Below are 25,135 nucleotides of genomic sequence, written 5' to 3' on the forward strand. Positions count from 1 at the left end.
CCCGGGTGGTTTCAGGTCAAGAAGGTGGGAAGGGCGCCTACATGATGGGGAACCCGGGTGGTTTCAAGGGAAGAAGGTGAGGAAGGCGCCTACATGGGGCGAAATCTCAGGTGTTTCAGGTCAAGAAGGTGATGTGGGCGCCTACATGGGGGGAGAGCCGGGCGGTTTCAGGTGAAGTAGGTGAGGAGAGCGCCTACATGAGGGGGAAGCTGGGTGGTTTCAGGGGAAGAAGGTGAGGAAGGCGCCTACCTGGGGCGAAATCTCAGGCGTTTCAGATCAAGAAGGTGATGTGGGCACCTACATGAAGGGAAACCCCGGGTGGTTTCAGGGGAAGAAGGTGAGGAGAACGCCTACATGGGTGAAATCTCAGATGTTTCAGGTCAAAAAGGTGATGGGGGCGCCTACATGGGGGGAGAGCCGGGCGGTTTCAGGTGAAGAAGGTGATGGGGGCGCCTACATGATGGGAACCCCCCGTGGTTTCAGGTGAAGAAGGTGATGGGAGTACCTACATGATGGGAAACCCGGGTGGTTTCAGGTCAAGAAGGTGAGGAGAGCGCCTACATGGGGTGAACGTCGGGTGGTTTCAGGTGAAGAAGGTGATGGGGGCGCCTACATGGGGGGGAGAGCCGGACGGTTTCAGGTGAAGAAGGTGATGGGAACGCCTATTTGAGCGTGGGAACCGGTACGGGTACAATGCCAAGGAAGACCGGTTCCGGACTAATTGCCGCAAGCTATTCGATACCCTCTTCCAATGCCTATAAGGATCGCCGATGGTCAAAGAATCGAAAATTGTCAAAGAATCGCGAATTGTTGAAGATTCTGCGAAGCTTTCGTTCTCGCCTACTCCGCTTCGGGCCGCTGCCGCTCCTCTTGGAGTTCCTCCGGTTTAAACCACAGGTCGCGGAACCGCACCCAGCCCAAGGAATCCAGCGAAATGCCGCGGACCGACGGATGGAAGGCGGTTTTCAGATGTTTGCGGTAGAGGAACAGCAAGCTCCGCGACGCGCGCAGCTCCGCTTCGATGGACCGCAGCGCCGCGTTGCGCCGGTCCCCGTCACGTAAGGTCATCAGGTCGTCGATTCGACGCTCCAAGTCCTGTCTGGTCCCGGGCAGCAAGTGATGCAGCATGCTCCTGAACAGCTCGATGAGCCTCAGCTCGCGGTGTTCGTCCAGCATGACCGCGAAGAGCAGCAGGTCCGCCCTCAAACGGGACTCTCCCTTGAACAGCTCGGCGGGAATCAGCTCGATGCGCATCCGGATGCCGGCTTTCAGGCATTCGTCCCGCACAAGCTCGGCGTCGTTGCGATACTGCGGAATAGTGGCGAGCACGATGGGGGCGTCATCGCCGTTCGCGGTCGCGAGCCGGGAAGCGGCAGGCACCGACGTAAAAGCTCTTTCGTTGTCGGGCTCGCCGGTAGCGTCGGCGGCATCGATTCCGTTCCTCGCTCCGTCAGCATCGATACCGTTCCTCACTCCGATAGCATCGACAACGCTCTTCGCTCCGATAGCATCGATAACGCTCCTCGCTCCGTCAGCATCGCCGAGGGTCCGCGCCCCTTCGACATCGACATCGGGATCGGAGGCCTGTCCCGAACGCCGGCTAGCGCCGCCTTCGCCATCTCCGGATTCCCATAGAGCCGCAAATCGGTCCGCATTCACCGAATCGGCCATGCCGCCAGCGGAAAATAAACCTCCGAGTCCCTGCGCGCCGCCGCCCCAACCGGCCGCGTCATCCGAGGCCGGCTTCGGCCAGAAGCTGTCCGCGGCTTCGATGACGTCGCCGGACAGCCGCTCGATCAGCCGTCCCCGGTCGAGCGCCGCGTCCAGCGCCGCCCGGGCGGCGGGATCGCGCAGCGGACCGTCGCGCAGCTCGTTGACGGTCAGAAATTTGCACGTCGTGCCGGACTGCCTGATCTGCTGGAGCCGCTCCGCCGCCGGTCCCGTCAGCCTCACGTTGTGCATGACCTGAAAGGCGGGCGCTTCGGCGCCGTCCGCGGCATCCCCGGCATTTCCAACCGTCCTGCCGTCCGCTTCCTCCTTGCCCTCGCCATAATTGCCCACGCCATCCCTGCCTGCGGCTTTCCCGACAGAAGCCGCCTCGCGACGCTCGGGATCGGTCCACACCTCCACGACGTCCAGAAAGCCCCTGCCTTGAAAATACGGCGCGAACGCCTCCAGCGTGAAGATCCCATGGCTGCTCCCGGCAAGCCGGAACGGACCGGTCCCAATGGGGTGCAGTCCCAATAAGGCGCCGTTCTCGAGCTCGGGAAGAGCCGGCACGATCGACGCGCGGTTCGTGGCCAGAAACGGCAGGAACAGCTCGTTCGGCGACCGCAGGCGGAAGGCGACGGTGCGTTCGTCCGGCGTTTCGATCGCGGCGATTGCCCGGTACACCCGGCTGAACAGCCCCTTCGGCGCCAGCCGCAGAAGCCGCTCGAAGGAGAACTTCACGTCCGCGGCGGTCAGCTCCCGGCCGTTATGGAACAAGACGCCCTTGCGCAGGTAGAACGTCCACGAGCGCCGCGACGCGTCCGTTTCCCAGGCATGAGCCAGATGCGGCAGCGGTTCCGTCCCGCCGGGTCCCATGCGGACAAGGCCGTCGAAGAGCTGATTGACGAGGTGCGACTCGCCGGCGAAATGCATCTCCGCGGGATCCAGCGAAGCGATGCGCTGGGGCAGCGGAAAGCGCAGCAGATCGAGCCGCCGCTCGCCCCGCACCTCGGACCGGAAGCCGAACCGGCCCGACAGCCAATCCTGGAACCGCGCGCGAAGCCCGGCGCCGGCATCGTCCTCTTCGCCGAGGTAGGCGGCGGCGCGGGCCAAATCCTGCCGTTCCGCGATTTCCTGCGCCTCCGCGAGGATCAGCTCGTCCTTGGCGGCCAGAAACCGCAGGACGGAACGGTTGCCGCGCCCGCGCTTCGGCTCCCAGCCGAGCCAACCTTCCCGCTGCATGCGCCGCAGCAGCAGCACCATGTTGCGGTGCGTGCAGTCGAGCGCCTCCGCCAGCTCCTGCGTCGTCACCTCGAGCGGTTCCCGCTCGCGGACCTGCGGATACAGCTTGCGCAGCGACAAGTAGTGCCGCCTGATTTTCATCCCGTCCGCCTCCGCTCCGTCATTAAAATAGGAAAAGCCGAAAAAATAACTTTCACTTTTTGTTCTTATTTTATCGGCTACAATAAATGGAAGCAAGGTATGCAAGCAATTCGCGCCAACACCGGCGCCTGATCGGAGCGTGACACGATGCGCCACCCGGCCCCGTGGCAGCGGCGGTACGACAACCTCGCGCTGCTGTCGCTGCTGTTCGGTATCGTCAGTCAATATGTATTCGTCGGGAACGGCTTCAACGTCTCCGTCCCGATTTTCGTCGCCGCGTTCTACGGCTTGTTCTTCTACGCGGTCCGCGGGCGGATCGGCGGATTCGAGCGGTGGCGCGGACAAACCAAGTCCGGCTGGCTGCTGGCCCTGCCCGTGGGCTTGCTGTCGTTAACGTTCGCGATCTTCGCGGACGAACAATTCCGCACGCTCAACCTGTTCGTCCTCCCGGCGCTCGCGGCCGCCCAAACCGTGCTGCTGACGCGCAATAGCGAGAAGCCGTGGTTCCGTCCCCGCTTCTACGGCGACGTGCTGATGCTGGCGCTCGTTCAGCCGTTCGCCTACATAGCGGTGCCGTTCGGCCTGCTCGCGAACCGGCTGCTGCCGAAGCCGGAGGGAGGCGGCCGCCGCGCGGCCGGCAAGGCGCGCCGGATCGCGCTCGGCCTGCTGCTCGCGGCGCCGCCGCTGCTCGTCGTCATCGTCCTGCTCGCCACCGCCGACCGGATCTTCGGCGATCTCATCTGGCGCTTACCGAGCCTGCTCCTGCGGGCGGATTTGTTCGAAGGCGTCGCCCGAATCGCCGTCGGCGCCTGGTTCGCACTCTACGCGTTTTGCTACTTGTGGGCGTTGCTGTTCAATCGGAGCGACCCGCAGGCCGCGGAGCTCAAACGCACGCTTTGGCTCGAGTCGGAGACGGAGACGGCCGGCGCGGCGGAGAAGCGCGAACCGTTCGGGCTCGATCCGCTGACGGCGAACACGCTGCTGATCTGCTTCAACGCCGTCTATCTCGTCTTCGCGGCCATTCAGTTCTCGTACCTGTTCGGCGCGGCGAACGGCCTGCTTCCGGACGGCGCCGCGTATGCCGATTACGCGCGGCAGGGCTTCGCGCAGCTGGTGGCGGTCGCGGTCATCAACCTGCTGCTCCTGCTCGGCGGCCTGCATGCCGTGAAGCGGGGCGGGCCGCTCGAGCGCCGCGCGCGCCGGCTGTCGCTCAGCCTGCTCGTCGGGTTCACCGTCGTCATGCTCGTCTCGGCGTTCAGCCGGCTCGCGCTGTACGAGGAGGCCTACGGCTTTACCCGCACCCGGCTGCTCGTGCACGGCTTCATGCTGGTGCTCTCCTTCGTCCTGGCCGTATCGCTGATCCGCATTTGGCGCGACCGGTTCCCGCTGGCGAAGACGTATATCGCGATCGGACTTGCGGCTTACGTCGCGTTCAACTATGCTAATCTCGACAGAATGATCGCGGCGAAGAACGCCGAGCGGTACGAGGCGAGCGGAAATATCGACATGGCCTACATGATGACGCTGTCCGCGGACGCCGTGCCGCCGCTGCTGCTGCTGCGGGACCGCCACCCGGAAGGCGTGGAAGGGCTCGACGTCGTCTTCGCGAGCATTCGCGGACGATCGGAAGGGTCGGGCGGCTGGCCGGCGTGGAACCGGTCGAAGTCCCGGGCGCTGCGGGAGCTGCGCTGACGCGGAATCATGTCGCACAGGTTTGGCGGCGGCAGCCGACGTCATTCGCCATGCACGCGCCTCGGCCTAAGTCGCTCGCGCGCGATCCGGATCCCGATGCATGAAAATCGCCGGAAAGGAGCCATGCCATGACTGTCGAACACGAACCGTTTTTGGCGGAAACGCGGGCGCACTGCCTGTCGCTTCCGGGCGCGGACGAACGGGAGAGCCACGGGTCGCCCGGCTTCTTCGTCGACGGGAAGAAAGCGTTCGTCCACTACCGGAACAATCATCACGGCGACGGCATCGTCGGCTTATGGTGCGCCGTGCCGCCGGGGATGCAGCAGCTGCTCGTATCGGGCAACCCGGAGCTGTACTACGTGCCGGCGTACGTCGGTCCGCGCGGCTGGGTCGGCGTTCGTCTGGACCGCGGGGCGGAATGGGGCGAGATCGCCGCCGTGATCGGCGAAGCCTACCGGCACCGGGCGCCCAAGAAATACGCGAAGGCGCTGACGGAAGGCAAGGACTGACGCCGGCGGCAATCGGCCGCTTGACACGGGTGCCGGGACTGCTGTAAGGTAGGAAACAATCATCGAACGACCGTCATCAAGGACATGCCGATCCGCACAAGCCGCGTTCAGAGAGGGAGCCCGCCGGCTGAGAAGCTCCCCGCCGCCGCGAATCGCGCCCCGCCTTGTAGTCGCTGCAAGGAATTCAGTATTTGCAGCCGGGAACTCCCCGTTATCCGATCCAGAGCGCCGCCCGGCTATCGCTGCCGCGCGGCTGAATTTGGGGTGGTACCACGAGCGCGCACTCGTCCCTTAACCGGGAACGGGTGCGCGTTTTTTGGCGTGATCGGGCAGTCGAGATCCGGCGCCGCGCGCGCCGACGACCAATCAAGGGGGTTATGTTCATGCGGCAACAATCAGCGTTCATCCCGACGATGCGGGAAGTGCCGGCAGACGCGGAAGCGGTCAGCCATCAATGGCTCGTCAAGGGCGGCTTCATCCGCCAGCTCTCCGCCGGCGTCTATTCGTTCCTTCCGCTCGGGCGGCGGGTGCTCCGCAACGCGGAACGCATCGTCCGCGAAGAGATGGAACGGACGGGCGCGCAGGAGGTGCTGCTTCCCGCGCTGCAGCCCGCCGAGCTGTGGCGGGAGTCCGGCCGGTACGAGGTATACGGGCCGGAGCTCGTACGGCTGCGCGACCGCGGCGAGCGGGAGTTCGTGCTCGGACCGACGCACGAGGAGGTCGTGACCGCGCTCGTCGGGCAGGAAATCGGAACGTACCGGAAGCTGCCGGTGACGCTGTTCCAAATCCAGACGAAGTTCCGCGACGAGCGCCGGCCGCGGTTCGGCCTGCTGCGCTGCCGCGAATTCGTCATGAAGGACGCCTATTCGTTCGCCGCCGACTGGGAAAGCCTCGACGCCGCGTACCGCGCCATGTACGCGGCGTACGGGCGGATCTTCGCGCGCTGCGGCATCCGCTACCTGGCGGTCGAAGCGGATCCGGGCGCCATCGGAGGCGAGGGCGGCACGCACGAATTCATGGCGATCGCGGAGTCCGGCGAAGACGACGTCGTCACCTGCAGCCGCTGCGACTATGCCGCCAACCTCGAGAAGGCCGCCGGGCGCAAGCCGGCCGGGCGCCATGCCGGCGAAGAGGCGGCGGACATTCCGGCGCCCGAGCGCTTCCATACGCCGGGGCTGCGATCCATCGACGATCTCGCGTCGGGGCTCGGCCTGCGCGAAGACGAGCTGATCAAGACGCTGATCTACGCGGCGGACGGCAAGCACGTCGCCGTGCTCATCCGCGGCGACCGCACGGTGAACGAGACGAAGGTGAAGAACGCCCTCGGCGTCCTGGACCTCGAGCTGGCGGATAGCGCCGCCGTGAGCGCGATCACGGGAGCGGCGACGGGCTTCGCCGGGCCGGTGGGCCTGTCGATCCCGCTGCTGGCGGACGACGAAGTCGCCGCGATGCGGCAGGGCGTCGCCGGCGCGAACGAGACGGATTACCATCTCCGTCACGTCGTGCCGGGCAGGGATTTTCCGCTTGCGTCGACCGGGGATTTCCGCAACGCGGCGGAAGGCGAAGCCTGCCCGAACTGCGCGGACGGAGAGCTGCGCGTCATCCGCGGCATCGAGATCGGCCACGTGTTCAAGCTCGGGACCAAATACAGCGAGAAGCTGGGGGCCGCGTTCGCGGACGCCGGCGGCGAGCTGCGGCCCGTCATCATGGGCTGTTACGGCATCGGCGTCACGCGGCTGCTGTCGGCGGCGATCGAGCAGCATCACGACGAGCACGGGATGGTCTGGCCGGCGGGACTGGCGCCGTTCCATGTCCATATCGTGCCGGTCTCGGACAAGGACGCGGCGCAGACCGAGGCGGCGAACCGGCTGTACGGCGAGCTGCGGGCCGAAGGCGTCGAGACGCTGCTCGACGACCGCGGCGAGCGGTTCGGCGTGAAGCTCAAGGACGCCGACCTGATCGGCATTCCGATTCGAATCGTCATCGGGAAAGGAATCGCCGAGGGCGAGGTCGAATGGAAGGAGCGGGGCGGCGGCGGACCTGCCGAACGCATGGCGCTGGCGGACGTTCCGGCCGCCGTCAAGCGGTGGCTGAGGGAGAAAGGGCAGGGTCAAGTCTAGGCGGGGTGTAGAGGCAGTGCACGCCCCTAGGAACTTCATCAGAATCCGCGGCATACCCGAAGAATGGCCGACGGCATCGCCTTAACGCCGACAATCGGCGCCGCCCGGACGCGCATTGCCGCGCGGACGCTGCGGGAGGCCCGCGGGCTCGCGCCGCCGCCGACGCTGATCTCGAGAGGGGAATCGGAAGCATGAGCCTGGAATGGAAGATGGTCGATGCGCCGTATCGCGTCACGTTGTACGGCTTCTCGAGGCTCCGTCGTCCGGAGGAAGCGGTCGGCGCGGTCGCGATGGAACTCCTGGGACGCCTGTGGGAGGAAATCCTCGGCAAGCATGTGACGAACCGAGGGCTGAGCCATCTGATCTACGACGCGGACGGCACCGTCTTCGCGGGCGTGGAGCTCGCGGACGGGCCGGCGGAAGAAGGGCAGCCGGCCGGAGGCATGTCGCGCCGAACGCTGTCGCTGGGCGCGCATGCCTACTGCGTGCACCGCGGCCCGTACGCCGGTCTCGGCGCGACGTATGACGCGCTGCTCGCGGCCGTCGCCGAAGCGGGACGCTCGTGCCGCAAGCCTTTGCTCGAGAAATACGGGCACTGGCAGGAAGACGAGTCGCAGCTGGAAACGGAAATTTATTTCTCGCTAACCTGACGCGCCGCAGACGGGCGGCGGGCAGCGGCGGAAAGCCTCGGACCTAAGGGTCCGAGGCTTTTTTGCCCGCGAACGGCCTGTTCCGCCGGCGACTCCAGCTTGATGACGAGCTTGAAGAAGGTGCTCTTCAAGTAATCCAACGAATCGAACAGGGGCCGGTCCTTTTCGTCGTAATGCAGCTGCTTGAGCAGCAGGATCTAGGGACCGAGCAGGTCGACGGCGTTCCGGTCCAGCGGATCGTCCAGGACGGCGAGCCTCGACCTGTGCCATATCGCGTCCGGCCGGCTGACCGGCTTCTGGCACGACGGCCGCGACTAGACCAAACCTGCCTGCCAAACCTGTAAAAAGAGACGGCCCGAAGCTTAGCTTCGGATCGTCTCTCTGCTCTTTTTTGCCGTGACGGCGCTGTCCCGTTACGCTTCCTTCGGCCGGTCGATCGCTTCCGCCATCGTTTTGTCCGTCAGATGCGCGTAAATCTGCGTCGTCTCCGGCGACGCGTGGCCGAGCTGCTCCTGCGTCTTGTACAGGTCGTTGCGCAAGTAATAATCGGTCGCGAAGGAGTGCCGCAGCTTGTGCACGGACAAATACGGCTTGCCGAACCGTTTGGCGTACTTGATGACCATTTCCTGAATGGCCCGCTTGGTCATCCGCGAGCCTTCGCGCTTGCCGTTCGGGAGCGCCAGGAAGAGCGCCTTCTCCCGCTTGGGCGCCTTGTATTGCGATTCCCGCCGGGACAAGTAGTGCTGCAGGTCGCGCAGCGCCTCCTGCCTGAAGTAGACCGGCGTCTTGAACGTGTCGTCGTTTTTCCCTTTGCGGTAGACGTAGAGCAGCCGTTTTTTCAGATCGAGGTCGTCGACGTTCATATTGTACAGCTCCGATACCCGCAGCCCGGAATTCAAAATCAGGCTGACGATCGACGTGTCGCGCGCGCGGTTGTTCGCGTACGCGTACAGCGCCTGCTTGTTGTCCGCGACTTCCGCGCCGTAGTCCTCGTTGATGTAGCGGATGAACTCGTCGATCTCCCGCTCCTGCAGCAGCTTGCCCTCCAGCTTGGCCGCGGTATCTTTCGGCTTCGCCGTGCGCTTGATCGAGACCTTCGCCATGACGTTGCGCTTCAGAAGCGGATAGAAGTCCTCGTCCTCCGCGATCTGGCTCAAATAATGAAACAGCGACCGCAGCGAGCTGAGCTTGCGCGAAATCGTCGTCCGGCTGTTGCTCTGCTCGGCGCGCGTCATCAGGAACATCCGGAACGCGTCGATGCTGTCCATGTGCAGCTTCTCGAGCTCCTCCAGCTTCACGTCGCGGATCGCCGGTCCTTCCGCCAGCCCTTCGGCCAGCAGCCAGGAGAGGAAGGCGTCGTAATCCCGGACGTACTCCAGCAGCGAAGAGGGGGAGAGGTCGGGCAGCTTGTAGTTGATGAATTTCTCGATGTACCAGGGCATGGACGGCGTTCTGCGGTCCAGCTCCTGCCGGTCTTTCGCCTTGATCAGGTTCATGCCGTTGTCCACCTCCAAGTAGCTTTATTGTAGTGCAGCGCGCGCGCAAAGTAAATCCTGGAAAGGAACGTCCGTTCGCCGCTCCTTGCAGGGAGCGGTCGCCCGCGGTCGGTCCGCCGGCTGCACGCGCAGCCGCTCCGCGCAGTGCCGTCCTGTCGAACCGCGCCGCGCGCTGCCGCCCCGTCAAGCCATGCCGCATACCGTCGTCCCGTCAGTACGCGCCAATCGAAACGCGGCGAAGCGCGGAGCGGCCGCCCGCGAAATTAGGCCCGAGCGGAAATTTCGCGCCGCGTGTTGACAACGAACCTCATTGCTTATATAGTTAGTTACATGAGTAACTAACCAATATGGTGGTGAAGCGATGGGCAACCAAATCGACGACAGCCGTCCCATCTTCGTGCAAATCGCCGAACGAATCGAGGACGACATTCTCCAGGGCGGACTGCCGGAGGAATCGCAGGTTCCTTCCACGAACCAGTTCGCCGCGTTTTACGGCATCAATCCGGCGACGGCCGCCAAAGGCGTGAATTTGCTGGTGGATCAAGAGATTCTGTACAAGAAGCGAGGGATCGGGATGTTCGTGTCAACCGGGGCGAAGGAGAAACTGACGGAGAAGCGGAGGGAACAGTTTTTCGAGCAGTACGTGGTGACGATGATCCGCGAGGCGGAGAAGCTCGGCATCACGAAGGAACAATTGACGGACATGATCCGCGAAAGGGGGGGCCGCGCATGAACAAGGTCGTGGAAGCGAAGGGGCTGACGAAGAGCTACGGCAGCTTCACCGCCGTCGACAACGTCGACTTCTCGATCGAGGCGAACAAGATTTACGGCCTGCTCGGCCGCAACGGCGCCGGCAAGACGACGATCATGCACATGATTACCGCGCAGCTGTTCGAGACGGGCGGGGAGCTGCTGGTGTTCGGCGAGAAGCCGTACGAGAACGACAAGGTGCTCCGGCAAATCTGCTTCATTAAGGAAAGCCAAAAATATCCCGATACGTTCCGGGTCGTCGACGTGCTGGAAACGGCGGCGCTGCTGTTCCCGAACTGGGACCGGGCGTACGCCGAACGGCTGCGGGGCGACTTCAACCTGCCGCTCAAGCGCCGGGTGAAGAAGCTGTCCCGCGGGATGCTGTCCTCGGTCGGCATCATCATCGGCCTGGCCAGCCGCGCGCCGCTGACGATCTTCGACGAGCCGTACCTCGGGCTCGACGCCGTGGCGCGGAACATTTTCTACGAACGGCTCATGGAGGACTACACGGAGCATCCGCGCACGGTCATTCTGTCCACGCATCTGATCGACGAGGTCAGCCGGCTGCTGGAGCACGTCATCGTCATCGACAAGGGACGGATCCTGCTCGACGACGAAGCGGATGCCTTGCGCGGGCGGGCTTATACGGTTACCGGTCCGACCGCGAAGATCGACGCGTACGCGGCCGGCAAGCGGGTCATTCACCAGGAATCGCTCGGCGGCAGCCGCGCGGTCACGGTTTACGAGGCGCTCGGCGCGACCGACCAGCGGCGGGCGGAGGAGCTCGGGCTGCATTTCTCGCCGGTCACCATCCAGCAGCTGCTCGTCTATCTGACGAACCGCGGGCCGGAAACGAAGGAGGCGTTCGCATGAATACCGTTCAAGGCATCGTAAGAATGCATTTGCGCGACAAATGGTCCTGGATCTATTTGCCCTGGGTCATCGTCCTGTCCAGCTTCGCCGTCAATCTGCTGATCGCCGGGCTGATGGCGGACGACGAGCGGATCATCACCGGCGGCCTCATGTCGATCTTCGTCTACATGCTGGTCAGCGGCATCGTGGCGGTGCATCACACGTTCCCGTTCGCGCTCGGCCTCAGCGTCCGCAGACGGGATTACTTCTCCGGCACGCTCATCATGATTCTGTCCGTCAGCGTCGCGTCGTCCCTTATTCTGATGCTGCTCTCGTATATCGAATCCTGGACCGACGGCTGGAACACGGACCTGTTCTTCTTCCATCTCCCTTACGTCAGCGACGGCAACGCCCTGCAGCAATTCATCGTGTTCGGCTCGTTCATGCTGTTCATGTACCTGCTCGGCTTCGCCATCTCGTCGCTGTTCCGCCGGTTCGGCAAAACGGGCCTCTATTCGGCCTCGATCATCGGCCTGCTGCTCGGCACGCTGTTCGTCTACGGGCTGATCTATTGGGGATGGTGGAACGGCATCCACGATTTCTTCGACGGCCGTTCGGCCTTCAACCTGGCGCTGCTCCTGCTTCCGTTATCCGCGGTGCTGGCCTTGGCCGGGTATGCCTTCCTTCGCAGAAGCACCGTCTGATGAGGGGGCCGCGAAGGCCGGATGAGAAACATTTAAGTTCATTAAAAATCGCCTTTATTCCGCATAAACGCCCCTCCGGCATGCTATGATCGTCTTCCAGACTTTCGCTTTGGAGGGGATTCGGGCTTCATGAGAAGAAAGAAAACATTGACTGCCGTCCTTGCGGGCGCGATCGTCGCGGCCGGCTCGTTAGGAGCCTTCGGCGGATCGGCCTCCGCTTCCGCGGCGCCGGTCCTGCGGCCGGGCAGCACCGGCGGGGACGTGGCGGACCTGCAGTTCCGGCTGCAGACGCTCGGTTATTTCAAAGGCGCGGTCACGACGACCTACGGTATGGCGACGCGCAACGCGGTGTCCCGCTTCCAGCGCGCCAACGGGCTCGCGCACGACGGGATCGCGGGACCGGCTACCTGGAGCAAGCTGAAGAAGCTGTCCGTCAACAAGCCCGAGCTGGCGAAGCTGGCCCGGGTCATCTATTCGGAGGCGCGCGGAGAGGTCTACAAAGGCCAAGTCGCCGTCGGCGCCGTGGTCATGAACCGGCTGCGTTCGCCGCTCTTCCCGAAGACGGTGACGGACGTCATCTTCGAGCCGTACGCCTTCACCGCCGTCGCGGACGGCCAATACTGGCTGCTGCCGAACAACACCGCTTTTCTGGCGGCGAAGGATGCCGTGCGCGGCTGGGACCCGACGAAGAAGGCGCTGTATTATTACAACCCCGTGACGGCCAAGTCCAAATGGATTTTGACGCGCAGAGTCACGGCGAAAATCGGGAATCACGTGTTCGCCATCTGACGCGCGATGACGCGCGCGATCGCGCTTCAGGAAAAAAACCGCCTCCGGGCGGTTTTTTTGGCGTTCGGCTGCAACATTCGCGCAACCCGGCGCGTTTGAGAACATAAGGAGAACGAACGGAACCACGAACGACACATCCTGCCGGCGGCGATCGTTCCCGACGCGCGGGCGCCCGGGCCGCTGCTTAGCGCCCGGCGCGCATCGCCCATTCCAGGTAGCGGGGAGAGAGGTTCATGAAGAAGTGGCCCATCATCATGCTCGTCTTAGCGCTGTTCGCAAGCGGCGGCACGGCCGCGTTCGCGCACGGCGGCGGCTCCGGCGGCTCGAACGACGCCAAGCGCCAGCAGCAAGCCTGCAACGAAGCGACGGCCCGGCTCAACCAGGTGCTCGCGAAGACGAAAGACGAACGCGCGCGCTCGCTGCTCAAGTCGATGATCGCGTCGTTCAAGGCGCAGTGCGCAGCTTCGAACGCCGCGTCCCAGGATGCCAAGAAGGTGAATGCCGACAAGGACGCGCTCGCCATCCAGTTTCTCGGCGGCAATAGCGCGAACAACGTGACGCTGCCCGTGATTCTGCCGAGCCGGGGGAAGAACGGCTCCGCCGTCGTCTGGACGTCCAGCAATCCGAACGTCATCTCGAACGACGGGCTGACCGTCCGCCGGCCTACGCAGGGAGACGTCGCGGTGAACCTGACCGCCGCGCTCCGGTTCCATAACGCGACGGCTTCCCGGACGTTCCGCGTCGTCGTGAAGGCGGACTATCCGCAGCTCTCCGACCGCGACCGCGTCGCGAAGGACAAAGCCGCGCTCGCGATCGATTACGGCGGCTCCGACAACGCGGGCAGCGTGACGCGGGCGTTCGACGCGCTCCCCGCTAAGGGTCCGAACGGCTCGAGCGTGAAATGGATCTCCTCGCTGCCGGCCGTCGTCTCGAATGACGGCAAGACCGTCAACCGGCCCGCGAACGGCAGCGGCGACGCCGTGGTCGTCCTGACCGCCTTCATCCAATCGGGCGCTTACACGGACGTGAAGGTATTCACGGTGACCGTGAAGCAAAGCATGCCGGACGCGCAGCGGGTCGCCGCCGACAAAGCCGCGCTCGCGATCGATTACGGCGGCTCGGACGACGCCGGCCGCGTGACCCGGCCGCTAGACGGCCTGCCGGCCAGAGGCGCGAACGGCTCGGCGATCGTCTGGACGTCCAGCGCGCCGGGCGTACTGTCCGCCGACGGCAAGACGCTCCGCCGGCCCGCGGCCGGTACGGGCGACGCGACGGTCGTCCTGACGGCCATCCTCACGAGCGGCTCCGCCAGCGACGTGAAGGTGTTCGTGCTGACCGTCAAGGACGACTTCACGAGCCAGGAGCGGGCGGCCGCCGACAAGGCCGATCTCGCGATCGCGTATAAGAGCGGCGACGGCGCTTCGAACGTGACCCAATCGGTCGGCTTGCCGGCGAGAGGCTATTACGGCAGCACGATCGCGTGGTATTCCAGCAATCCGTCCGCGGTGGCCGCGAACGGAACGGTCTATCGCCCCGCGCGGGGCAAAGGCGACGCGGCGGTCACGCTGACGGCCGTCGTCAGCAGCGGCGGATCGGCGGAGGTGCGCGCCTTCAACCTCGTCGTAAAGCAGCAATAACGCGTATGACGGCCGGCCGCCCCAAGCCGGTTTCGTCCCGTCCGATATTTGAAGTTGATCTTTAGGCGGCGATGGCGCTATGATTTAAAAGTAACGTCGCTATGTCAGCATCAACATATCGGACAGATCGGGTGAAGCGAATGGGAGCGAATTATTGCATGTCATGCGGAGCGCCGCTGGCGCCGCGGGACGTCGACGGCACGATGCGCCACGCCTGCACGGCGGAAGGCTGCAGCTTCGTGCATTGGGGCAATTACAGCATCGGCGTCGGCGCCCTCGTGCTGCGGGAAGGCAAGGTGCTGCTGGTGCGCCGGGCCCAGGAGCCGGGCAAAGGCTACTGGACGAATCCGGGCGGCTACATCGAGCAGCTGGAAATGATTCACGACACCATCGTCCGCGAGGTGAAGGAAGAGACCGGCGTGGAAGCGTCCGTCCGCGGGATCGTCGCGCTGCGCGACCTGCCGCGGAACATCCACAACGTGTACGTCGCCTTCGCGATGGACTACATCGGCGGCGAGCCGGTGCCGGACGGCGTCGAAGTGGACGCGGCGGGCTTCTACAGCATGGAGGAGCTCGAGACGATGAACGTGGCCGGGTTCACGCGCTGGCTGATCGACGTGGCGCTGAAGTCGGGCGGGGACGGCTTGATCGAAGACCGCGAGCCGGTCGTCAAGCTGGACGGACACGGATTGTTCCGGCTGTAAGGCCGGCGCGGAACGAAGAAGAGCCGGGCAAGCGGAGGAGAAATCCTCGCTTGTCCGGCTCTTCGCGTATCGGGCGTTGCTTCGCGCGTAATCGCGCGTTAATTGAGCACGCGGCGGGCGGTGACGTATTTGGACGACCAGTAGTTCGAATCCATGTCGGAAATTTCGACGCCGTCGTTCGCGCTGTGCAGAATCTTGTTGTTGCCGGCGTAAATCGCCACGTGGCTGATGCCGTAGCCGTTCGTCTTGAAGAAGACGAGGTCGCCCATGCTCAGGTAGCCTTTCGCGACCTTTTGGCCTTTCAAAGCCTGGTCGATCGAGGTGCGCGGCAGCGTGATGTCGAAGTTGTCGAAGACGTATTGCGTGAACGAAGAACAATCGAAGGCGTTGGTCATGTACGGCACCGCGCCGTACAAGTAAGGCGTGCCTATGTATTTTTCGCCGTAGTTGATCAATTCTTTGGATTTCGCCGTCGCCGCGTTCGCGGTAGCGGCCGTTCCGGCGACAACCGCCGTGATGCCGATCGAGGCGCAAAGGCCCACGTTAAGGATGCTTTTGAGTAAGCGTTTATACGAAACTCTCATGTCTTTCCCTCCAGCTCTTCAAGGTGTCCGTTGGTCTGGTTAACACTATAGCACACTTGAAACAGGGGTTTTTTGGCCGATGAGGAACAAAATGAAGCGCGTTTTTGGCGAAATTCGACTTTATGAGAATTAAGTGAGAAATTTCTCATATGAAAGCGCTTGTCTTCGCTTGTCTTGTCGAAACGCGAAATTTGGAAAGCGGAACCCTCTCTGCTATGATAATCGTATGAAGACCCGATAGGATGTTCAGAGAGGAAGGACGTGCGAAAACATGAGCGACAGCAATGCAAATACAGCCGGCGGCGCCGGCCAAAAATTGGAAAAAGCGACCTTCGCGGGAGGCTGCTTCTGGTGCATGGTAACCCCGTTCGACGAACAGCCCGGCATCCATGCCGTGGTATCCGGATTTATGGGCGGGCACAAGGCGAATCCGACGTACGAGGAAGTATGCTCCGAAACGACGGGCCACGCGGAGGTCGTGCAGATCACGTTCGATCCGGACGTCTATCCGTACGAGAAGCTGCTGCAAACGTACTGGATGCAGATCGACCCGACGGATGCCGGCGGACAGTTCCACGACCGGGGCGAATCGTACCGGACGGCGATTTTCTATTACGGCGAGGAGCAGCGCGCCGCGGCGGAGCGCTCCAAGGAAGAGCTGCGGCGGAGCGGGCGCTTCGACAAGCCGATCGTGACGGAGATCGTCCCGGCGACGGAATTCTATCCGGCGGAAGATTATCATCAGGGCTATCATCATAAGAACCCGCTTCGCTACAAGATGTACCGCAAGGGCTCGGGCCGCGACGCGTTCATCGCCGAGCATTGGAACACGCCGAAGGACCGCGAAGCCCGCCGGAGCAAGCTGACGCCGATCCAGTACGAAGTGACGCAGAACAGCGGGACGGAACGCCCGTTTACGGGCGAATACTGGGATTTCAACGGGGAAGGCATCTACGTGGACATCGTGTCGGGCGAGCCGCTGTTCAGCTCGAAGGACAAATTCGATTCGAACTGCGGCTGGCCGAGCTTCACGAAGCCGATCGTCGGCGCCAACGTGAAGGAGCATCTCGACCTCGCCCACGGCATGGTCCGCACGGAAGTGCGCAGCCGCGAGGCGGACTCCCATCTCGGCCACGTCTTCGACGACGGTCCGGGTCCGAACGGGCTGCGCTACTGCATTAATTCCGCGTCGCTGCGGTTCATTCCGAAGGCCGACATGGAGAAGGAAGGATACGGCCATCTGCTGCCGCGCCTCTAATTCGGCGCGGCAGTCCGGGCGAACCGGTTGAATTCCTCCTCGAGGCGCTTCTCGACCTCGGGGAGGTTCCGGTTCAGCACGGTCACGGCGCTTTGCTCCACCATCGCCATGATTTTGAGGCGGAGCTTCACCGTCGGCACGGCGTCCTTGGAGACGTCGACGTGACGGGACGCTCTATTGATGTCGACGACGAGCCGCTTGCCTTCGAAATCGATGGCGAGCCCCGATTTGGCGAAGGCGTTCGCGCTGAGGTTGTACAGGCTCGTTTCGGCCTCGGAGAGCTTCAGGCGGCGCTCTTTCGATTTGTCCAGCAATGAAAGCCGTTCCACGACGTACGAGTCGCCGTCGAAGCGGATGGCGGGGAAATACGGATCGAGCCCGATCTCTTCGAAGCGCCGGAAGCTGTCGAACAGCTACTCGGTGACCGTGTACGGCGACACGGTCCCTTCTTTGCCGAACGTCAGGAAGAACGCGTTGCCGGCGATCCGTTCCGTCGTCGGATCGGCTTCGAGCAGCTTCGCCGCGCTCGGCTCCGCGGCCGCCGCGTAGGAGATCAGCTGGATGTCGCGGCGCCGGCCCATCCAATTGAGCGGCTCCTCCATGGAGTGCTTGACCAGCCTGTCGCCGAACAGGAACACGCGGCATTGGCCGAAGTCCAGCTCCTTGTCGACATGCGGCTTGAGGCTGCGGACGGCTTCCGCGATGCTGGGCGATTCCACCCGTTCGACCTGGCTCTCGGCGAGTCGTTCGCCGATTTTGGCCGCGGGAATGGCGAGCCGCAGCGTGACGAGGTACGGATTGTCCGGCTTACCGGTCCAATCCACGCCCATCGCCATGACGAAAAACCGCTTGTCGAGGTTCTTGAACCCGCATCCGGCGCAGACGAGCGCCATACCGGCAAGCAGCAGCAGAGCAGCGGCGATTCGTCTCAATGGGCCGCCTGCTCCTTTTTGTGCTTCCAGACGAAGAAGAGCAGCAGCGCGAGCGTTTCGAATTCGGCGAAGAAGCGGATGACGAGCACATGCTGCTCCACGCAGAAGGTAGGTTCGTTATACCGCACCCGGACGAAGCTGATGTTCATGCCCAACGCGAGGCAAACCACGGAGAACGGAGCGTTCAACCGAATTCATGACAATCAACCGAAGCAGAAACGCGAAAAAAGGAGCAATCGGCATGAAAATCGTGGTAGCACCGGATTCGTTCAAGGAAAGCATGACCGCCCGCGGGGCGGCCGCCGTCATGCGGGCGGCGATCGAAGCGGCGGCGAAAGAAACCGGGACGGAAGCGGACGTCGTCGAGCTTCCGATCGGAGACGGCGGGGAAGGGACGCTGGAGGTGTTGACGGCCGCCATGGCGGGACGCTTGGTCGAGATCGACGCGACCGGACCGCTCGGCGAGCCGGTGAAGGCGACGTACGGCTTGTCGGGCGACGGAGCGACGGCGATCGTCGAGATGGCGCAGGCGAGCGGCCTGCAGCTCGTGCCGCCGGAGGCGCGCGACCCGCTGACGACGACGACTTACGGCACGGGGGAACTGATCCGGCACGCGCTCGGTCATGCTTCCGTGCGCCGGCTGATCGTCACGATCGGCGGCAGCGCGACGAACGACTGCGGCGCCGGGATGCTGCAGGCGCTCGGCGCCGCGGTGCTGGACGAGGCCGGACGGCCGATCGGCCGCGGCGGCGGCGCGCTCGCGCAGGCTGCGCGCGTCGATCTGGCGGGCTTGGACCGCCGGCTTCGGGAGGTAAGCGTCTCCGTCGCGTGCGACGTGACGAATCCGCTCGTCGGACCGCGGGGCGCTTCGCGGGTGTTCGGGCCGCAGAAAGGCGCGACGCCGGAGACGGCGGATGCGCTGGACGCGGCGCTGGCGCATTTCGCGGACGTGCTTGAAGCCGCGAGCGGCGAGCGGCTGCACGACGTGCCCGGCGCCGGCGCGGCGGGCGGAATCGGCGCGGCGCTGCTGCTCTGCGGCGGCAAGCTGATGCCGGGCATCGAGCTCGCGCTGGACGCGATCGGCTTCGACGCGGCATTGGCCGGCGCGGATTATGTGTTCACCGGGGAAGGGCGCATCGACGGCCAGACCCCGGACGGCAAGGCGATCGCGGGCATCGCGCGGCGCGCCCGCGCGGCCGGCGTGCCGGTCGTGGCGTTCGCGGGCAGTCTGCAGCCGGGCTACGAACCGCTGTACGGGGAAGGCCTGCTCGCCGCCTTCGGCATTACGCCGCGGCCGGTCGCGCTCGCCGATGCGCTGCGGGAGGGAGAAACGAATTTGTACCGGGCCGTGACGAACGCGGTTCGGCTGCTGGCCGGCGCAAGGCGGCGGGAATAGGGCGGGAGGCCGACGGGGGTAATTGCGACCGCGAGGCCCGTTTGCGATAGGCCAAAGCCGTCACGGGGCGGCAGCCCGACGGGAGTGCGGCGCTCTGGCAAGCGACGTGCCAAGGGTTCGGGTTCGCGCGACGGGCGAACGTGGCGCAGGTTACGATTCGCGGTATCGCGACGCGAGCCGTCCGAACGCGGCCTTCGGTTCCCACGGCATTCCGGGGTACGCATCGCCGGACCGGCCAATCAAGGGCTTGACGACGCCGTAGCTCGCGATGTCGAGGTCCAGCGCCGGTTCGCCGCGGTGCGGGTAATACGGCATGACGAACGTGAACCAGAACGCGGCGTCCGCGCCTTCCTCCTCGAAGACCGGCAGCAGATCGTCCATGTACCGGACCTGCTCGTCTTCGTCGCGCGCGTAATCGCCTTTCAGCCGCGGGGGCGTCTGCTTCCGGTCGACGATGGCCCAGCCGTAGCCGCCTTTGTCCGCGGCGCCCGCGTACGTGCAGCAGCCGAACTCCAGAATCGCGACGGGCTTGCCGTGCTTGAAGTAGCCCCGCAGCTTCTCGCGGTAGCTGCCCGCGTTTCCGCGGTCGCGGTAATAATCGACGCCCACGAAATCGAACGGCGCCCAATCGACCTGCTCCCAGGTTCCGGATGCATAGGTGACCGGGCCGCGGAAATGACGGCGGACGACGGCGGCGGCTTCGGCCAGAAACGCGTTCAGCCGTTTATGGAACGAGCCTTTGCGCGCCGTGTTCAGCAGCAGCTTCCACGGGCTCATGAACGTCCCCATGCGGTCGAACGCGGTTTCGCCGGCGACGAGTCCTTTCATGAAGATCGTCAGTTCGCAGCCGGCGACGAACACGACCGACGGGTACTGCTGCCGGAGACGCTCCGCGGCGTCCGCGCACGCTTCGAAGTAGGCGAGCGTCCGCGCTTCGTCGGCGTCGACGAAGGCCGGCGAGAACCAGACTTCGAGGCCCTGCTCGAGCGCGAAGCGCGCGGCGGCCGTCAGCCGCTCGAGGTCCTGGCCCGAAATGCGAACCGCGGTGCAGTGCAGGTCGCGGCGGATGATCTCCATCTCGCGCCGCACGACGTCGGGCTCGAACGCTTCGCGCGAGGAAGAAGCTTGCCCCCGGGTATGCGTCCCGACGTCGTAGTTGATGCCTTTCCGATTCAATGCGCGTCTTGTCAATTTGGCGGCCTCCCGTTCTTGAGTGGACGGCTTACTTTGTGGTAAAGTAAACAAAAATGAACTAAAGTAATTATAATTAATCTATTTGTTGGATATAAGATAAATAATTGTGAACCGATTGTCAACCTGAGAGAAGGATGGAAGCAGCATGGGGAACGATAGCATCGGATCGATCGCCTCTAGTTACATGCAGCTCTTACCGCTGCTGTACCGGGCGATGGACGATCCGCAGCGGGGCAGCGGGGGATGGAAGGCGCCGGCGGACATCACGCATTTGCAGATTCATATTTTGGAGGAACTGTACCGGAACGAGGAGGGCATCGCGATGACGCCGCTGTCCCGCGTCATCCGGGTCTCCAAGCAGCAGCTGACGCCCTTGATCGCGAAGCTGGAAGAGAAAGGCTACGTCGGCAAGCGGGCGGGCGAGACGGATAAGCGCCTCGTGCTGCTGCGGCTTACGGACAAGGGGCGGGCGATGGTCCTCGAGCGCTGGGGCGGCTTTCACGCCTCGCTTCGCGTCCGGCTGGAACGGCTTGGCGACGAAGACCGGACCGACCTGGCGTTCGCGATCGACAAGATGGCGCGCATTCTCGGGCGGCTGCCGGATCCGGAAGCGCAGGCCTAATAAAAGCCGCGGCAGGCGCGGCTATCGAAGCTTATTCGCAAGGCAAGTTCAATAAGCTATACGCGAAGGACGAGGTCGAACGCGGACGGCGGGCGGAGCTCGGCGAAGTAGAAGTCCTCGGCGGGATCCCAGCGCGCGTGCCAGTCGCGCTCGTCGCCGGGCTCGCGCTCGTCGTGCCGCCTGCGCCGGACGTCCGTCGGCGCGTCGACGAGGACCGCAAAGCCGATCAGATCCGCCAGCTCCGGCAGCGTCGAATAGATGCCGTCGAGCAGGATGATGTCCGCCGGCCGCACGACGACGGGGATCGGCGCTACCCGGTCCGCGGTCTCGAACGAGAACGGGCGATAGCTCGCGGCTTCGCCGGCCAGCAGCGGCAGCAGCGCTTCCCGGCGCGCGCGTCGCCAATCCATGCAGCGCCGGCATTTCTGCCCGGACGTGCAGCGGTCCCATTCCTCGTCCGCGACCGACGCGTCGAAGAAGTCGTCGTAATGGACGACCGCCGCGCCGATCAGCGGCGCGGCCAGCAGCGCGAGCGTCGATTTGCCGGCGCCGCTGCCGCCGTCGAGCGCGACGAGGAGCGGCTTGCCGGGCGGCGAATGCCGGCGGCGCAGCCGGACCGCATCCGCGAGCGAACGCGCGGCGGCGCAGACGGCGTCCGGCGGAACCGGCACGCCTGGCTGCGGTGAGGAGAACGGCGAATTCGGGTCATTACGATCCATGGGCGGCACTTCCTTTCTCGGGCGGGTTGTCCCCATCTATTCGCGCTTCGCGCCGCATATACCTGCTAACGGGAGGCCGGAAGCGGCTCGCGACCGGGCCGCCCGAGCTTCGAAAGGGGAGAGGCTGCTCATGCATGGTCCGGGATATATCCTGCTGTGGCTCGTATTGCTTCTTGTGCTGTTCGCCGCCGGCTGGCGGAGACGGTGGTGGCCGTTCGCCGCGTACGCGGCCGGCTGCGTCGTCTTCTTCGTCGAAGTGAACCGCGGCAACGGCGGCTGGGACGATTTGGCCGATTTCGCCACGTTCCTCGTATTCGTCGTGCCGCTCTATCTCATCGGAACCGCCGCGTGGCTGATCATGCTGCTCGCGGAGCGCAGGCGGAGAACGCGCCGCTAGCGGACGGCGTCGCGCGGCGGTATTGAAAGTCCGCTGTTTATCCAGGTTAATCCTAGTCATCTACAATAGGAGGGTGATGCAAGCATGGCGATCGTACAAGTCACGGTCGTGCCGCTCGGCACGGAAACCCCGAGCCTCGGCGCCTATGTCGCGTCCGTCGTTCGGGTGCTGCAGGAAGCGAAGGAGCCGATTACGTACCAGCTTACGCCGATGAGCACCATTATCGAAGGCGAGCTGGACGACCTGCTGGCCGTCGTCCGTCGCATGCACGAAGCGCCTTTCGGGAGCGGCGCGGCGCGGGTGTCGACCTCCGTCACGATCGACGACCGGCGGGACAAGAAGGGAACGATGGCCCAGAAGCTGCATTCCGTGGAAGAAAAGCTGAAGTAGGACGGTTTTCCCGCGGTCGGCTGACGGCGGCTGTCAGCGAAGCCGGCGTAAGCTGGAGGAGAAAGGAGGCGGCGGCATGGAAGAGCGATTCAAGGAGCTCCCCGTACTCGGATTTGCCGACACGGCGGAACTCGAAGACTGGCTGGCGGAGCATCACGCGACCTCGTCCGGCTTCTGGCTGCTGATCGCGAAGAAGGGATCGGGCGAGGCTTCGGTGACGTACGGCGAAGCGCTGGAAGCCGCGCTCTGCTACGGCTGGATCGACAGTCAGAAGGAAAAGCGGGACGCGTCGCATTGGATCCAGCGGTTCACCCCGCGCGGTCCGCGGAGCATCTGGTCGAAGGTGAACAAGGAGAAGGCGGAGCGCCTCATCGAAGAAGACCGGATGAAGCCGGCCGGCCTGCGGGCGATCGAGGCGGCGAAGCGCGGCGGCGAATGGGACAAGGCGTACGCCTCCCAGAGCAGCGCGGAAGTGCCGGCGGATTTCGCGGAGGCGCTGGCGGGCAGCCCGAAGGCGAAGGCGTTCTTCGACGCGCTCGACAGGCAGAACCGCTACGCGATGACGTTCCGGATCCACGGCGCCAAGAAGCCCGAAAACCGGGCCAAGCGGATCGCGCAGTTCGTGGAGATGCTGGAGAAGGGCGAGAAAATTTATAATTAGCCGGCGGTCTCCGGACGGTCGGCGCACGCGAAAGAGGAGGCCGCCGGCCTCCTCTTGTCATGTCGCGGCTTCGTCGTTGACGGGCGGCTCGGCCGGAATCATGGCCATGAACGCCGTCAGCGCGCTGCTCGCGAACGCGTCCTTGCGCGTGATGAACGCCGTCGTCATCAGGCGATGCCGTTCGTCGAGGGGGAAGACGCGGATCAGGCCGTCTTCCCGCTGCTTGCGGACGACCGACAAGGGCAGAAGCGAGATGCCGAGCCCGGCCGTCACGCCGCCGATAATGGCTTCCAGCGTGCCGAATTCCATGACGGGCGTCCGCGCCGGCGCGTGCTCGCGCATCCAAACCTCCAGGATGTCGCGGTACGAGCAGCCGCGGGCGAACACGAGAATCGGCCGCTCGACGGCCTCTTCCAGCGTGCCGACCGACGGGTGCGCCCCGATGGCCAGCTCCTCCGTGAAGGCCGGCACGGATTGCAGCTCCGGGTGGTCGCAGTCGGCGCCGATGAAAGCCCCGTCCAGCTCATAGCGCAGCACCCGCTCGATCATGTCCTCCGTATGGCCCGTCGCCACCGAGAGGCGGACGTCCGGGTAGCGCGCGTAATAGGCCGTGAGCAGCCGGGGCAGCCGCACGGCGGCGGCCGTCTGGGTGGAGCCGATCGCGAGCGGGCCGGCGGGCTTCTCGTTCGAGGTCAGCGCCTTGACCGCTTCGTCCAGCATGCCGACGATCCGCTCCGCGTAGGCGAGCAGGGTCGTTCCCGCGGAGGAGAGCAGCATGCCGCGGTTGTGCCGGTGAAAGAGCGGGGTGCCGAGCTCCGCTTCCAGCTGGCGGATGCGCGCGGTGACGTTGGACTGCACGTAACCGAGCCGCGCGGCTGCTTTCGTGATGGATCCTTCGCGGGCGACGGCTTGGAACACCCGCAACTCTCCGCTTTCCATTTGCGATCACGCTCCCATTCTTGGACATCATTATTTATGATTGCCGGTATCGTTAACAATCATTATACATAAAACCAGACCTCCTCTACAATAGGGTACATCGCTCGCATACAGAAGGAGGAACACCATGAATAAAGTCCGCTATTTCGGTCTCGTCGCGATCACGACGTTCATCATGGGGCTGGCGTTTCCCGTCGGCAAAATCGCGCTGCGCTACGCGCCGCCGTTCTTCATGATGAGCATCCGGTTCGTGTTCGCCGGCATATTGCTTGCCCTGATCGTCCGGCTGCTCGGCAAGCGGCAGCCGAGGGGAGGCCGGCAGTGGCTGCAGGCGGCGGTCATCGGGCTCGTCCAATCCGGCGCCGTCATGGGCTGCGCGTATTATTCGATGCGTTGGATCACGTCCGGCGAATCCGCGATCATCACGTGCTCCAATCCGCTGATCGTCATCGTGCTCGGCACGCTGTTCGGCGGCGCTACGTACCGCGCCCTCCAGTGGCTCGGCGTCGCGGTCGGCCTCGCCGGCGTCGCGTTCGCGTTCGGCTTTCAGCTCGGCTTCCAGCCGGGGACGTTCATCGGCCTTGGCGGGGCGTTCAGCTTCGCCGTCGCGACGCTGCTCATCAAACGGTGGGGACCCGGCTTCGACATGACCGTTCTCGCCGCTTATCAAATGCTGGCGGGCGGCCTCGGGCTGCTTGCGCTGAGCTTGATCACGGAGCAGCCGCGCTTTACGTTCTCGACCTCGTCGGTCTTGGTCACGCTCTGGCTATCGCTTATCTGCTCGATTCTGCAGTTCGCGCTGTGGTTCTATCTGCTGCGCACCGGCGATCCGGCCAAGACGAGCTCGTTCCTGTTTCTCGTGCCCGTCTTCGGCGTCCTCTCCAGCTGGTTGCTGCTCGGCGAGCAGGTCCATTGGTACGTCGGCGTCGGCGGGGCGTTCATCTGCGCCGGCATCGTGCTCGTCAACCGGGAGCCCCGGAAGCGCGAAGCGGCCGCCGCGCTATCGGCCTGATCCCGCGCGAGCACGGGCGCAAGACGGATAGAAGG

Annotated in this window: 26 protein-coding genes; 17 read left to right on the forward strand and 9 right to left on the reverse strand. The window is 64.4% G+C overall.

Going from position 1 to position 25,135, the window contains the following annotated elements; all coding sequences use genetic code 11:
• Positions 1–840: 840 nt before the first annotated feature.
• On the reverse strand, positions 841–3,093 hold the full coding sequence (locus I8J29_RS00385) for an ABC transporter substrate-binding protein (protein WP_208845613.1): 2,253 nt from the start codon (positions 3,091–3,093) through the stop codon (positions 841–843).
• A gap of 147 nt (positions 3,094–3,240) precedes the next feature.
• On the opposite strand from I8J29_RS00385, the gene I8J29_RS00390 reads away from it, so the two are divergent.
• From I8J29_RS00390 to I8J29_RS00405, 4 genes are all read left to right on the forward strand, one after another.
• Positions 3,241–4,785, forward strand: coding sequence for a DUF4153 domain-containing protein (locus I8J29_RS00390; protein ID WP_208845614.1), 1,545 nt, complete (start codon positions 3,241–3,243; stop codon positions 4,783–4,785).
• 128 nt (positions 4,786–4,913) lie between these two features.
• A complete protein-coding gene (locus tag I8J29_RS00395; RefSeq protein WP_208845615.1) occupies positions 4,914–5,294 on the forward strand; it encodes an MmcQ/YjbR family DNA-binding protein in 381 nt (126 codons plus the stop codon).
• A 383-nt stretch (positions 5,295–5,677) separates the two neighbouring features.
• On the forward strand, positions 5,678–7,414 hold the full coding sequence (locus tag I8J29_RS00400; protein ID WP_208845616.1) for a proline--tRNA ligase: 1,737 nt from the start codon (positions 5,678–5,680) through the stop codon (positions 7,412–7,414).
• 191 nt (positions 7,415–7,605) lie between these two features.
• Complete coding sequence (locus I8J29_RS00405; protein ID WP_208845617.1) at positions 7,606–8,064, forward strand: GyrI-like domain-containing protein; 459 nt, start codon at positions 7,606–7,608, stop codon at positions 8,062–8,064.
• A gap of 413 nt (positions 8,065–8,477) precedes the next feature.
• Here I8J29_RS00405 and xerS read toward each other — a convergent pair whose 3' ends face one another.
• The gene (gene xerS, locus I8J29_RS00410) at positions 8,478–9,560 is read right to left on the reverse strand and encodes a tyrosine recombinase XerS (RefSeq protein WP_090637102.1); all 1,083 of its coding nucleotides are present in this window, start codon (positions 9,558–9,560) and stop codon (positions 8,478–8,480) included.
• A 361-nt stretch (positions 9,561–9,921) separates the two neighbouring features.
• On the opposite strand from xerS, the gene I8J29_RS00415 reads away from it, so the two are divergent.
• The 6 genes from I8J29_RS00415 (at position 9,922) to I8J29_RS00440 (ending at position 14,996) form a co-directional block, all read left to right on the forward strand.
• Positions 9,922–10,293: a GntR family transcriptional regulator gene (locus I8J29_RS00415; RefSeq protein ID WP_208845618.1), complete on the forward strand. Its 372-nt coding sequence runs from the start codon at positions 9,922–9,924 to the stop codon at positions 10,291–10,293.
• The gene (locus I8J29_RS00420) at positions 10,290–11,183 is read left to right on the forward strand and encodes an ABC transporter ATP-binding protein (RefSeq protein ID WP_208845619.1); all 894 of its coding nucleotides are present in this window, start codon (positions 10,290–10,292) and stop codon (positions 11,181–11,183) included. The genes I8J29_RS00415 and I8J29_RS00420 overlap by 4 nt, the downstream gene beginning before the upstream one ends.
• Complete coding sequence (locus I8J29_RS00425; RefSeq protein ID WP_208845620.1) at positions 11,180–11,866, forward strand: hypothetical protein; 687 nt, start codon at positions 11,180–11,182, stop codon at positions 11,864–11,866. Before I8J29_RS00420 ends, I8J29_RS00425 begins: the two co-directional genes overlap by 4 nt.
• Before the next feature lie 129 nt (positions 11,867–11,995).
• On the forward strand, positions 11,996–12,655 hold the full coding sequence (locus I8J29_RS00430) for a cell wall hydrolase (protein WP_208845621.1): 660 nt from the start codon (positions 11,996–11,998) through the stop codon (positions 12,653–12,655).
• Positions 12,656–12,888: 233 nt separating this feature from the next.
• Positions 12,889–14,292, forward strand: a complete 1,404-nt coding sequence (locus I8J29_RS00435) for an immunoglobulin-like domain-containing protein (protein WP_208845622.1) — start codon at positions 12,889–12,891, stop codon at positions 14,290–14,292.
• Between the two features lie 140 nt (positions 14,293–14,432).
• Positions 14,433–14,996, forward strand: a complete 564-nt coding sequence (locus I8J29_RS00440; RefSeq protein ID WP_208845623.1) for an NUDIX domain-containing protein — start codon at positions 14,433–14,435, stop codon at positions 14,994–14,996.
• Positions 14,997–15,094: 98 nt separating this feature from the next.
• Here I8J29_RS00440 and I8J29_RS00445 read toward each other — a convergent pair whose 3' ends face one another.
• Entirely contained in the window at positions 15,095–15,580 is a 486-nt protein-coding gene (locus I8J29_RS00445; RefSeq protein WP_090636294.1) for a C40 family peptidase, read from the reverse strand.
• A gap of 271 nt (positions 15,581–15,851) precedes the next feature.
• Between I8J29_RS00445 and msrB the strand changes: the two genes are divergently transcribed.
• Positions 15,852–16,838, forward strand: a complete 987-nt coding sequence (gene msrB, locus I8J29_RS00450) for a peptide-methionine (R)-S-oxide reductase MsrB (protein WP_208845624.1) — start codon at positions 15,852–15,854, stop codon at positions 16,836–16,838.
• Here the strand turns inward: msrB and I8J29_RS00455 are convergent.
• The 3 genes from I8J29_RS00455 to I8J29_RS00465 all read right to left on the reverse strand — a co-directional run bounded on the left by I8J29_RS00455 (position 16,835) and on the right by I8J29_RS00465 (position 17,925).
• Positions 16,835–17,167 (reverse strand): hypothetical protein, encoded by a 333-nt coding sequence (locus I8J29_RS00455; protein ID WP_208845625.1) that lies wholly within the window; start codon positions 17,165–17,167, stop codon positions 16,835–16,837. The genes msrB and I8J29_RS00455 overlap by 4 nt on opposite strands.
• 84 nt (positions 17,168–17,251) lie before the next feature.
• On the reverse strand, positions 17,252–17,770 hold the full coding sequence (locus I8J29_RS00460) for a Ger(x)C family spore germination protein (protein WP_208845626.1): 519 nt from the start codon (positions 17,768–17,770) through the stop codon (positions 17,252–17,254).
• Entirely contained in the window at positions 17,767–17,925 is a 159-nt protein-coding gene (locus I8J29_RS00465; protein ID WP_208845627.1) for a hypothetical protein, read from the reverse strand. The genes I8J29_RS00460 and I8J29_RS00465 overlap by 4 nt, the downstream gene beginning before the upstream one ends.
• Before the next feature lie 86 nt (positions 17,926–18,011).
• Between I8J29_RS00465 and I8J29_RS00470 the strand changes: the two genes are divergently transcribed.
• The gene (locus tag I8J29_RS00470) at positions 18,012–19,166 is read left to right on the forward strand and encodes a glycerate kinase (protein WP_208845628.1); all 1,155 of its coding nucleotides are present in this window, start codon (positions 18,012–18,014) and stop codon (positions 19,164–19,166) included.
• Positions 19,167–19,316: 150 nt separating this feature from the next.
• Here I8J29_RS00470 and I8J29_RS00475 read toward each other — a convergent pair whose 3' ends face one another.
• On the reverse strand, positions 19,317–20,357 hold the full coding sequence (locus I8J29_RS00475; protein WP_208845629.1) for a hypothetical protein: 1,041 nt from the start codon (positions 20,355–20,357) through the stop codon (positions 19,317–19,319).
• A gap of 148 nt (positions 20,358–20,505) precedes the next feature.
• On the opposite strand from I8J29_RS00475, the gene I8J29_RS00480 reads away from it, so the two are divergent.
• Positions 20,506–20,982 carry a MarR family winged helix-turn-helix transcriptional regulator gene (locus I8J29_RS00480; RefSeq protein ID WP_208845630.1) on the forward strand — a complete coding sequence of 159 codons (477 nt, stop codon included), beginning with the start codon at positions 20,506–20,508 and terminating at the stop codon, positions 20,980–20,982.
• Positions 20,983–21,038: 56 nt separating this feature from the next.
• On the opposite strand, the gene I8J29_RS00485 is transcribed toward I8J29_RS00480, so the two are convergent.
• Positions 21,039–21,701: a uridine kinase family protein gene (locus I8J29_RS00485; RefSeq protein WP_208845631.1), complete on the reverse strand. Its 663-nt coding sequence runs from the start codon at positions 21,699–21,701 to the stop codon at positions 21,039–21,041.
• 130 nt (positions 21,702–21,831) lie between these two features.
• On the opposite strand from I8J29_RS00485, the gene I8J29_RS00490 reads away from it, so the two are divergent.
• The 3 genes from I8J29_RS00490 (at position 21,832) to I8J29_RS00500 (ending at position 23,149) form a co-directional block, all read left to right on the forward strand.
• Positions 21,832–22,098, forward strand: coding sequence for a hypothetical protein (locus I8J29_RS00490; protein WP_208845632.1), 267 nt, complete (start codon positions 21,832–21,834; stop codon positions 22,096–22,098).
• 84 nt (positions 22,099–22,182) lie between these two features.
• The gene (locus I8J29_RS00495) at positions 22,183–22,488 is read left to right on the forward strand and encodes an MTH1187 family thiamine-binding protein (protein WP_208845633.1); all 306 of its coding nucleotides are present in this window, start codon (positions 22,183–22,185) and stop codon (positions 22,486–22,488) included.
• A gap of 76 nt (positions 22,489–22,564) precedes the next feature.
• Positions 22,565–23,149 carry a YdeI/OmpD-associated family protein gene (locus tag I8J29_RS00500; RefSeq protein WP_208845634.1) on the forward strand — a complete coding sequence of 195 codons (585 nt, stop codon included), beginning with the start codon at positions 22,565–22,567 and terminating at the stop codon, positions 23,147–23,149.
• Between the two features lie 57 nt (positions 23,150–23,206).
• Here I8J29_RS00500 and I8J29_RS00505 read toward each other — a convergent pair whose 3' ends face one another.
• Complete coding sequence (locus I8J29_RS00505) at positions 23,207–24,088, reverse strand: LysR family transcriptional regulator (protein ID WP_208845635.1); 882 nt, start codon at positions 24,086–24,088, stop codon at positions 23,207–23,209.
• Positions 24,089–24,215: 127 nt separating this feature from the next.
• Between I8J29_RS00505 and I8J29_RS00510 the strand changes: the two genes are divergently transcribed.
• A complete protein-coding gene (locus tag I8J29_RS00510) occupies positions 24,216–25,100 on the forward strand; it encodes a DMT family transporter (RefSeq protein ID WP_208845636.1) in 885 nt (294 codons plus the stop codon).
• Positions 25,101–25,135: the final 35 nt, after the last annotated feature.

The sequence above is a fragment of the Paenibacillus artemisiicola genome, from assembly GCF_017652985.1.
In the GTDB taxonomy this organism is placed as follows: Bacteria; Bacillota; Bacilli; order Paenibacillales; family Paenibacillaceae; genus Paenibacillus_Z; species Paenibacillus_Z artemisiicola.

What these genes read in the sequence shown, in the direction of transcription:
- I8J29_RS00385 (WP_208845613.1), bottom strand. Translation starts at nt 3,093, where the DNA reads ATGAAAATCAGGCGGCACTACTTGTCGCTGCGCAAGCTGTATCCGCAG.
- I8J29_RS00390 (WP_208845614.1), top strand. Translation starts at nt 3,241, where the DNA reads ATGCGCCACCCGGCCCCGTGGCAGCGGCGGTACGACAACCTCGCGCTG.
- I8J29_RS00395 (WP_208845615.1), top strand. Translation starts at nt 4,914, where the DNA reads ATGACTGTCGAACACGAACCGTTTTTGGCGGAAACGCGGGCGCACTGC.
- I8J29_RS00400 (WP_208845616.1), top strand. Translation starts at nt 5,678, where the DNA reads ATGCGGCAACAATCAGCGTTCATCCCGACGATGCGGGAAGTGCCGGCA.
- I8J29_RS00405 (WP_208845617.1), top strand. Translation starts at nt 7,606, where the DNA reads ATGAGCCTGGAATGGAAGATGGTCGATGCGCCGTATCGCGTCACGTTG.
- xerS (WP_090637102.1), bottom strand. Translation starts at nt 9,560, where the DNA reads ATGAACCTGATCAAGGCGAAAGACCGGCAGGAGCTGGACCGCAGAACG.
- I8J29_RS00415 (WP_208845618.1), top strand. Translation starts at nt 9,922, where the DNA reads ATGGGCAACCAAATCGACGACAGCCGTCCCATCTTCGTGCAAATCGCC.
- I8J29_RS00420 (WP_208845619.1), top strand. Translation starts at nt 10,290, where the DNA reads ATGAACAAGGTCGTGGAAGCGAAGGGGCTGACGAAGAGCTACGGCAGC.
- I8J29_RS00425 (WP_208845620.1), top strand. Translation starts at nt 11,180, where the DNA reads ATGAATACCGTTCAAGGCATCGTAAGAATGCATTTGCGCGACAAATGG.
- I8J29_RS00430 (WP_208845621.1), top strand. Translation starts at nt 11,996, where the DNA reads ATGAGAAGAAAGAAAACATTGACTGCCGTCCTTGCGGGCGCGATCGTC.
- I8J29_RS00435 (WP_208845622.1), top strand. Translation starts at nt 12,889, where the DNA reads ATGAAGAAGTGGCCCATCATCATGCTCGTCTTAGCGCTGTTCGCAAGC.
- I8J29_RS00440 (WP_208845623.1), top strand. Translation starts at nt 14,433, where the DNA reads ATGGGAGCGAATTATTGCATGTCATGCGGAGCGCCGCTGGCGCCGCGG.
- I8J29_RS00445 (WP_090636294.1), bottom strand. Translation starts at nt 15,580, where the DNA reads ATGAGAGTTTCGTATAAACGCTTACTCAAAAGCATCCTTAACGTGGGC.
- msrB (WP_208845624.1), top strand. Translation starts at nt 15,852, where the DNA reads ATGAGCGACAGCAATGCAAATACAGCCGGCGGCGCCGGCCAAAAATTG.
- I8J29_RS00470 (WP_208845628.1), top strand. Translation starts at nt 18,012, where the DNA reads ATGAAAATCGTGGTAGCACCGGATTCGTTCAAGGAAAGCATGACCGCC.
- I8J29_RS00480 (WP_208845630.1), top strand. Translation starts at nt 20,506, where the DNA reads ATGGGGAACGATAGCATCGGATCGATCGCCTCTAGTTACATGCAGCTC.
- I8J29_RS00485 (WP_208845631.1), bottom strand. Translation starts at nt 21,701, where the DNA reads ATGGATCGTAATGACCCGAATTCGCCGTTCTCCTCACCGCAGCCAGGC.
- I8J29_RS00490 (WP_208845632.1), top strand. Translation starts at nt 21,832, where the DNA reads ATGCATGGTCCGGGATATATCCTGCTGTGGCTCGTATTGCTTCTTGTG.
- I8J29_RS00495 (WP_208845633.1), top strand. Translation starts at nt 22,183, where the DNA reads ATGGCGATCGTACAAGTCACGGTCGTGCCGCTCGGCACGGAAACCCCG.
- I8J29_RS00500 (WP_208845634.1), top strand. Translation starts at nt 22,565, where the DNA reads ATGGAAGAGCGATTCAAGGAGCTCCCCGTACTCGGATTTGCCGACACG.
- I8J29_RS00505 (WP_208845635.1), bottom strand. Translation starts at nt 24,088, where the DNA reads ATGGAAAGCGGAGAGTTGCGGGTGTTCCAAGCCGTCGCCCGCGAAGGA.
- I8J29_RS00510 (WP_208845636.1), top strand. Translation starts at nt 24,216, where the DNA reads ATGAATAAAGTCCGCTATTTCGGTCTCGTCGCGATCACGACGTTCATC.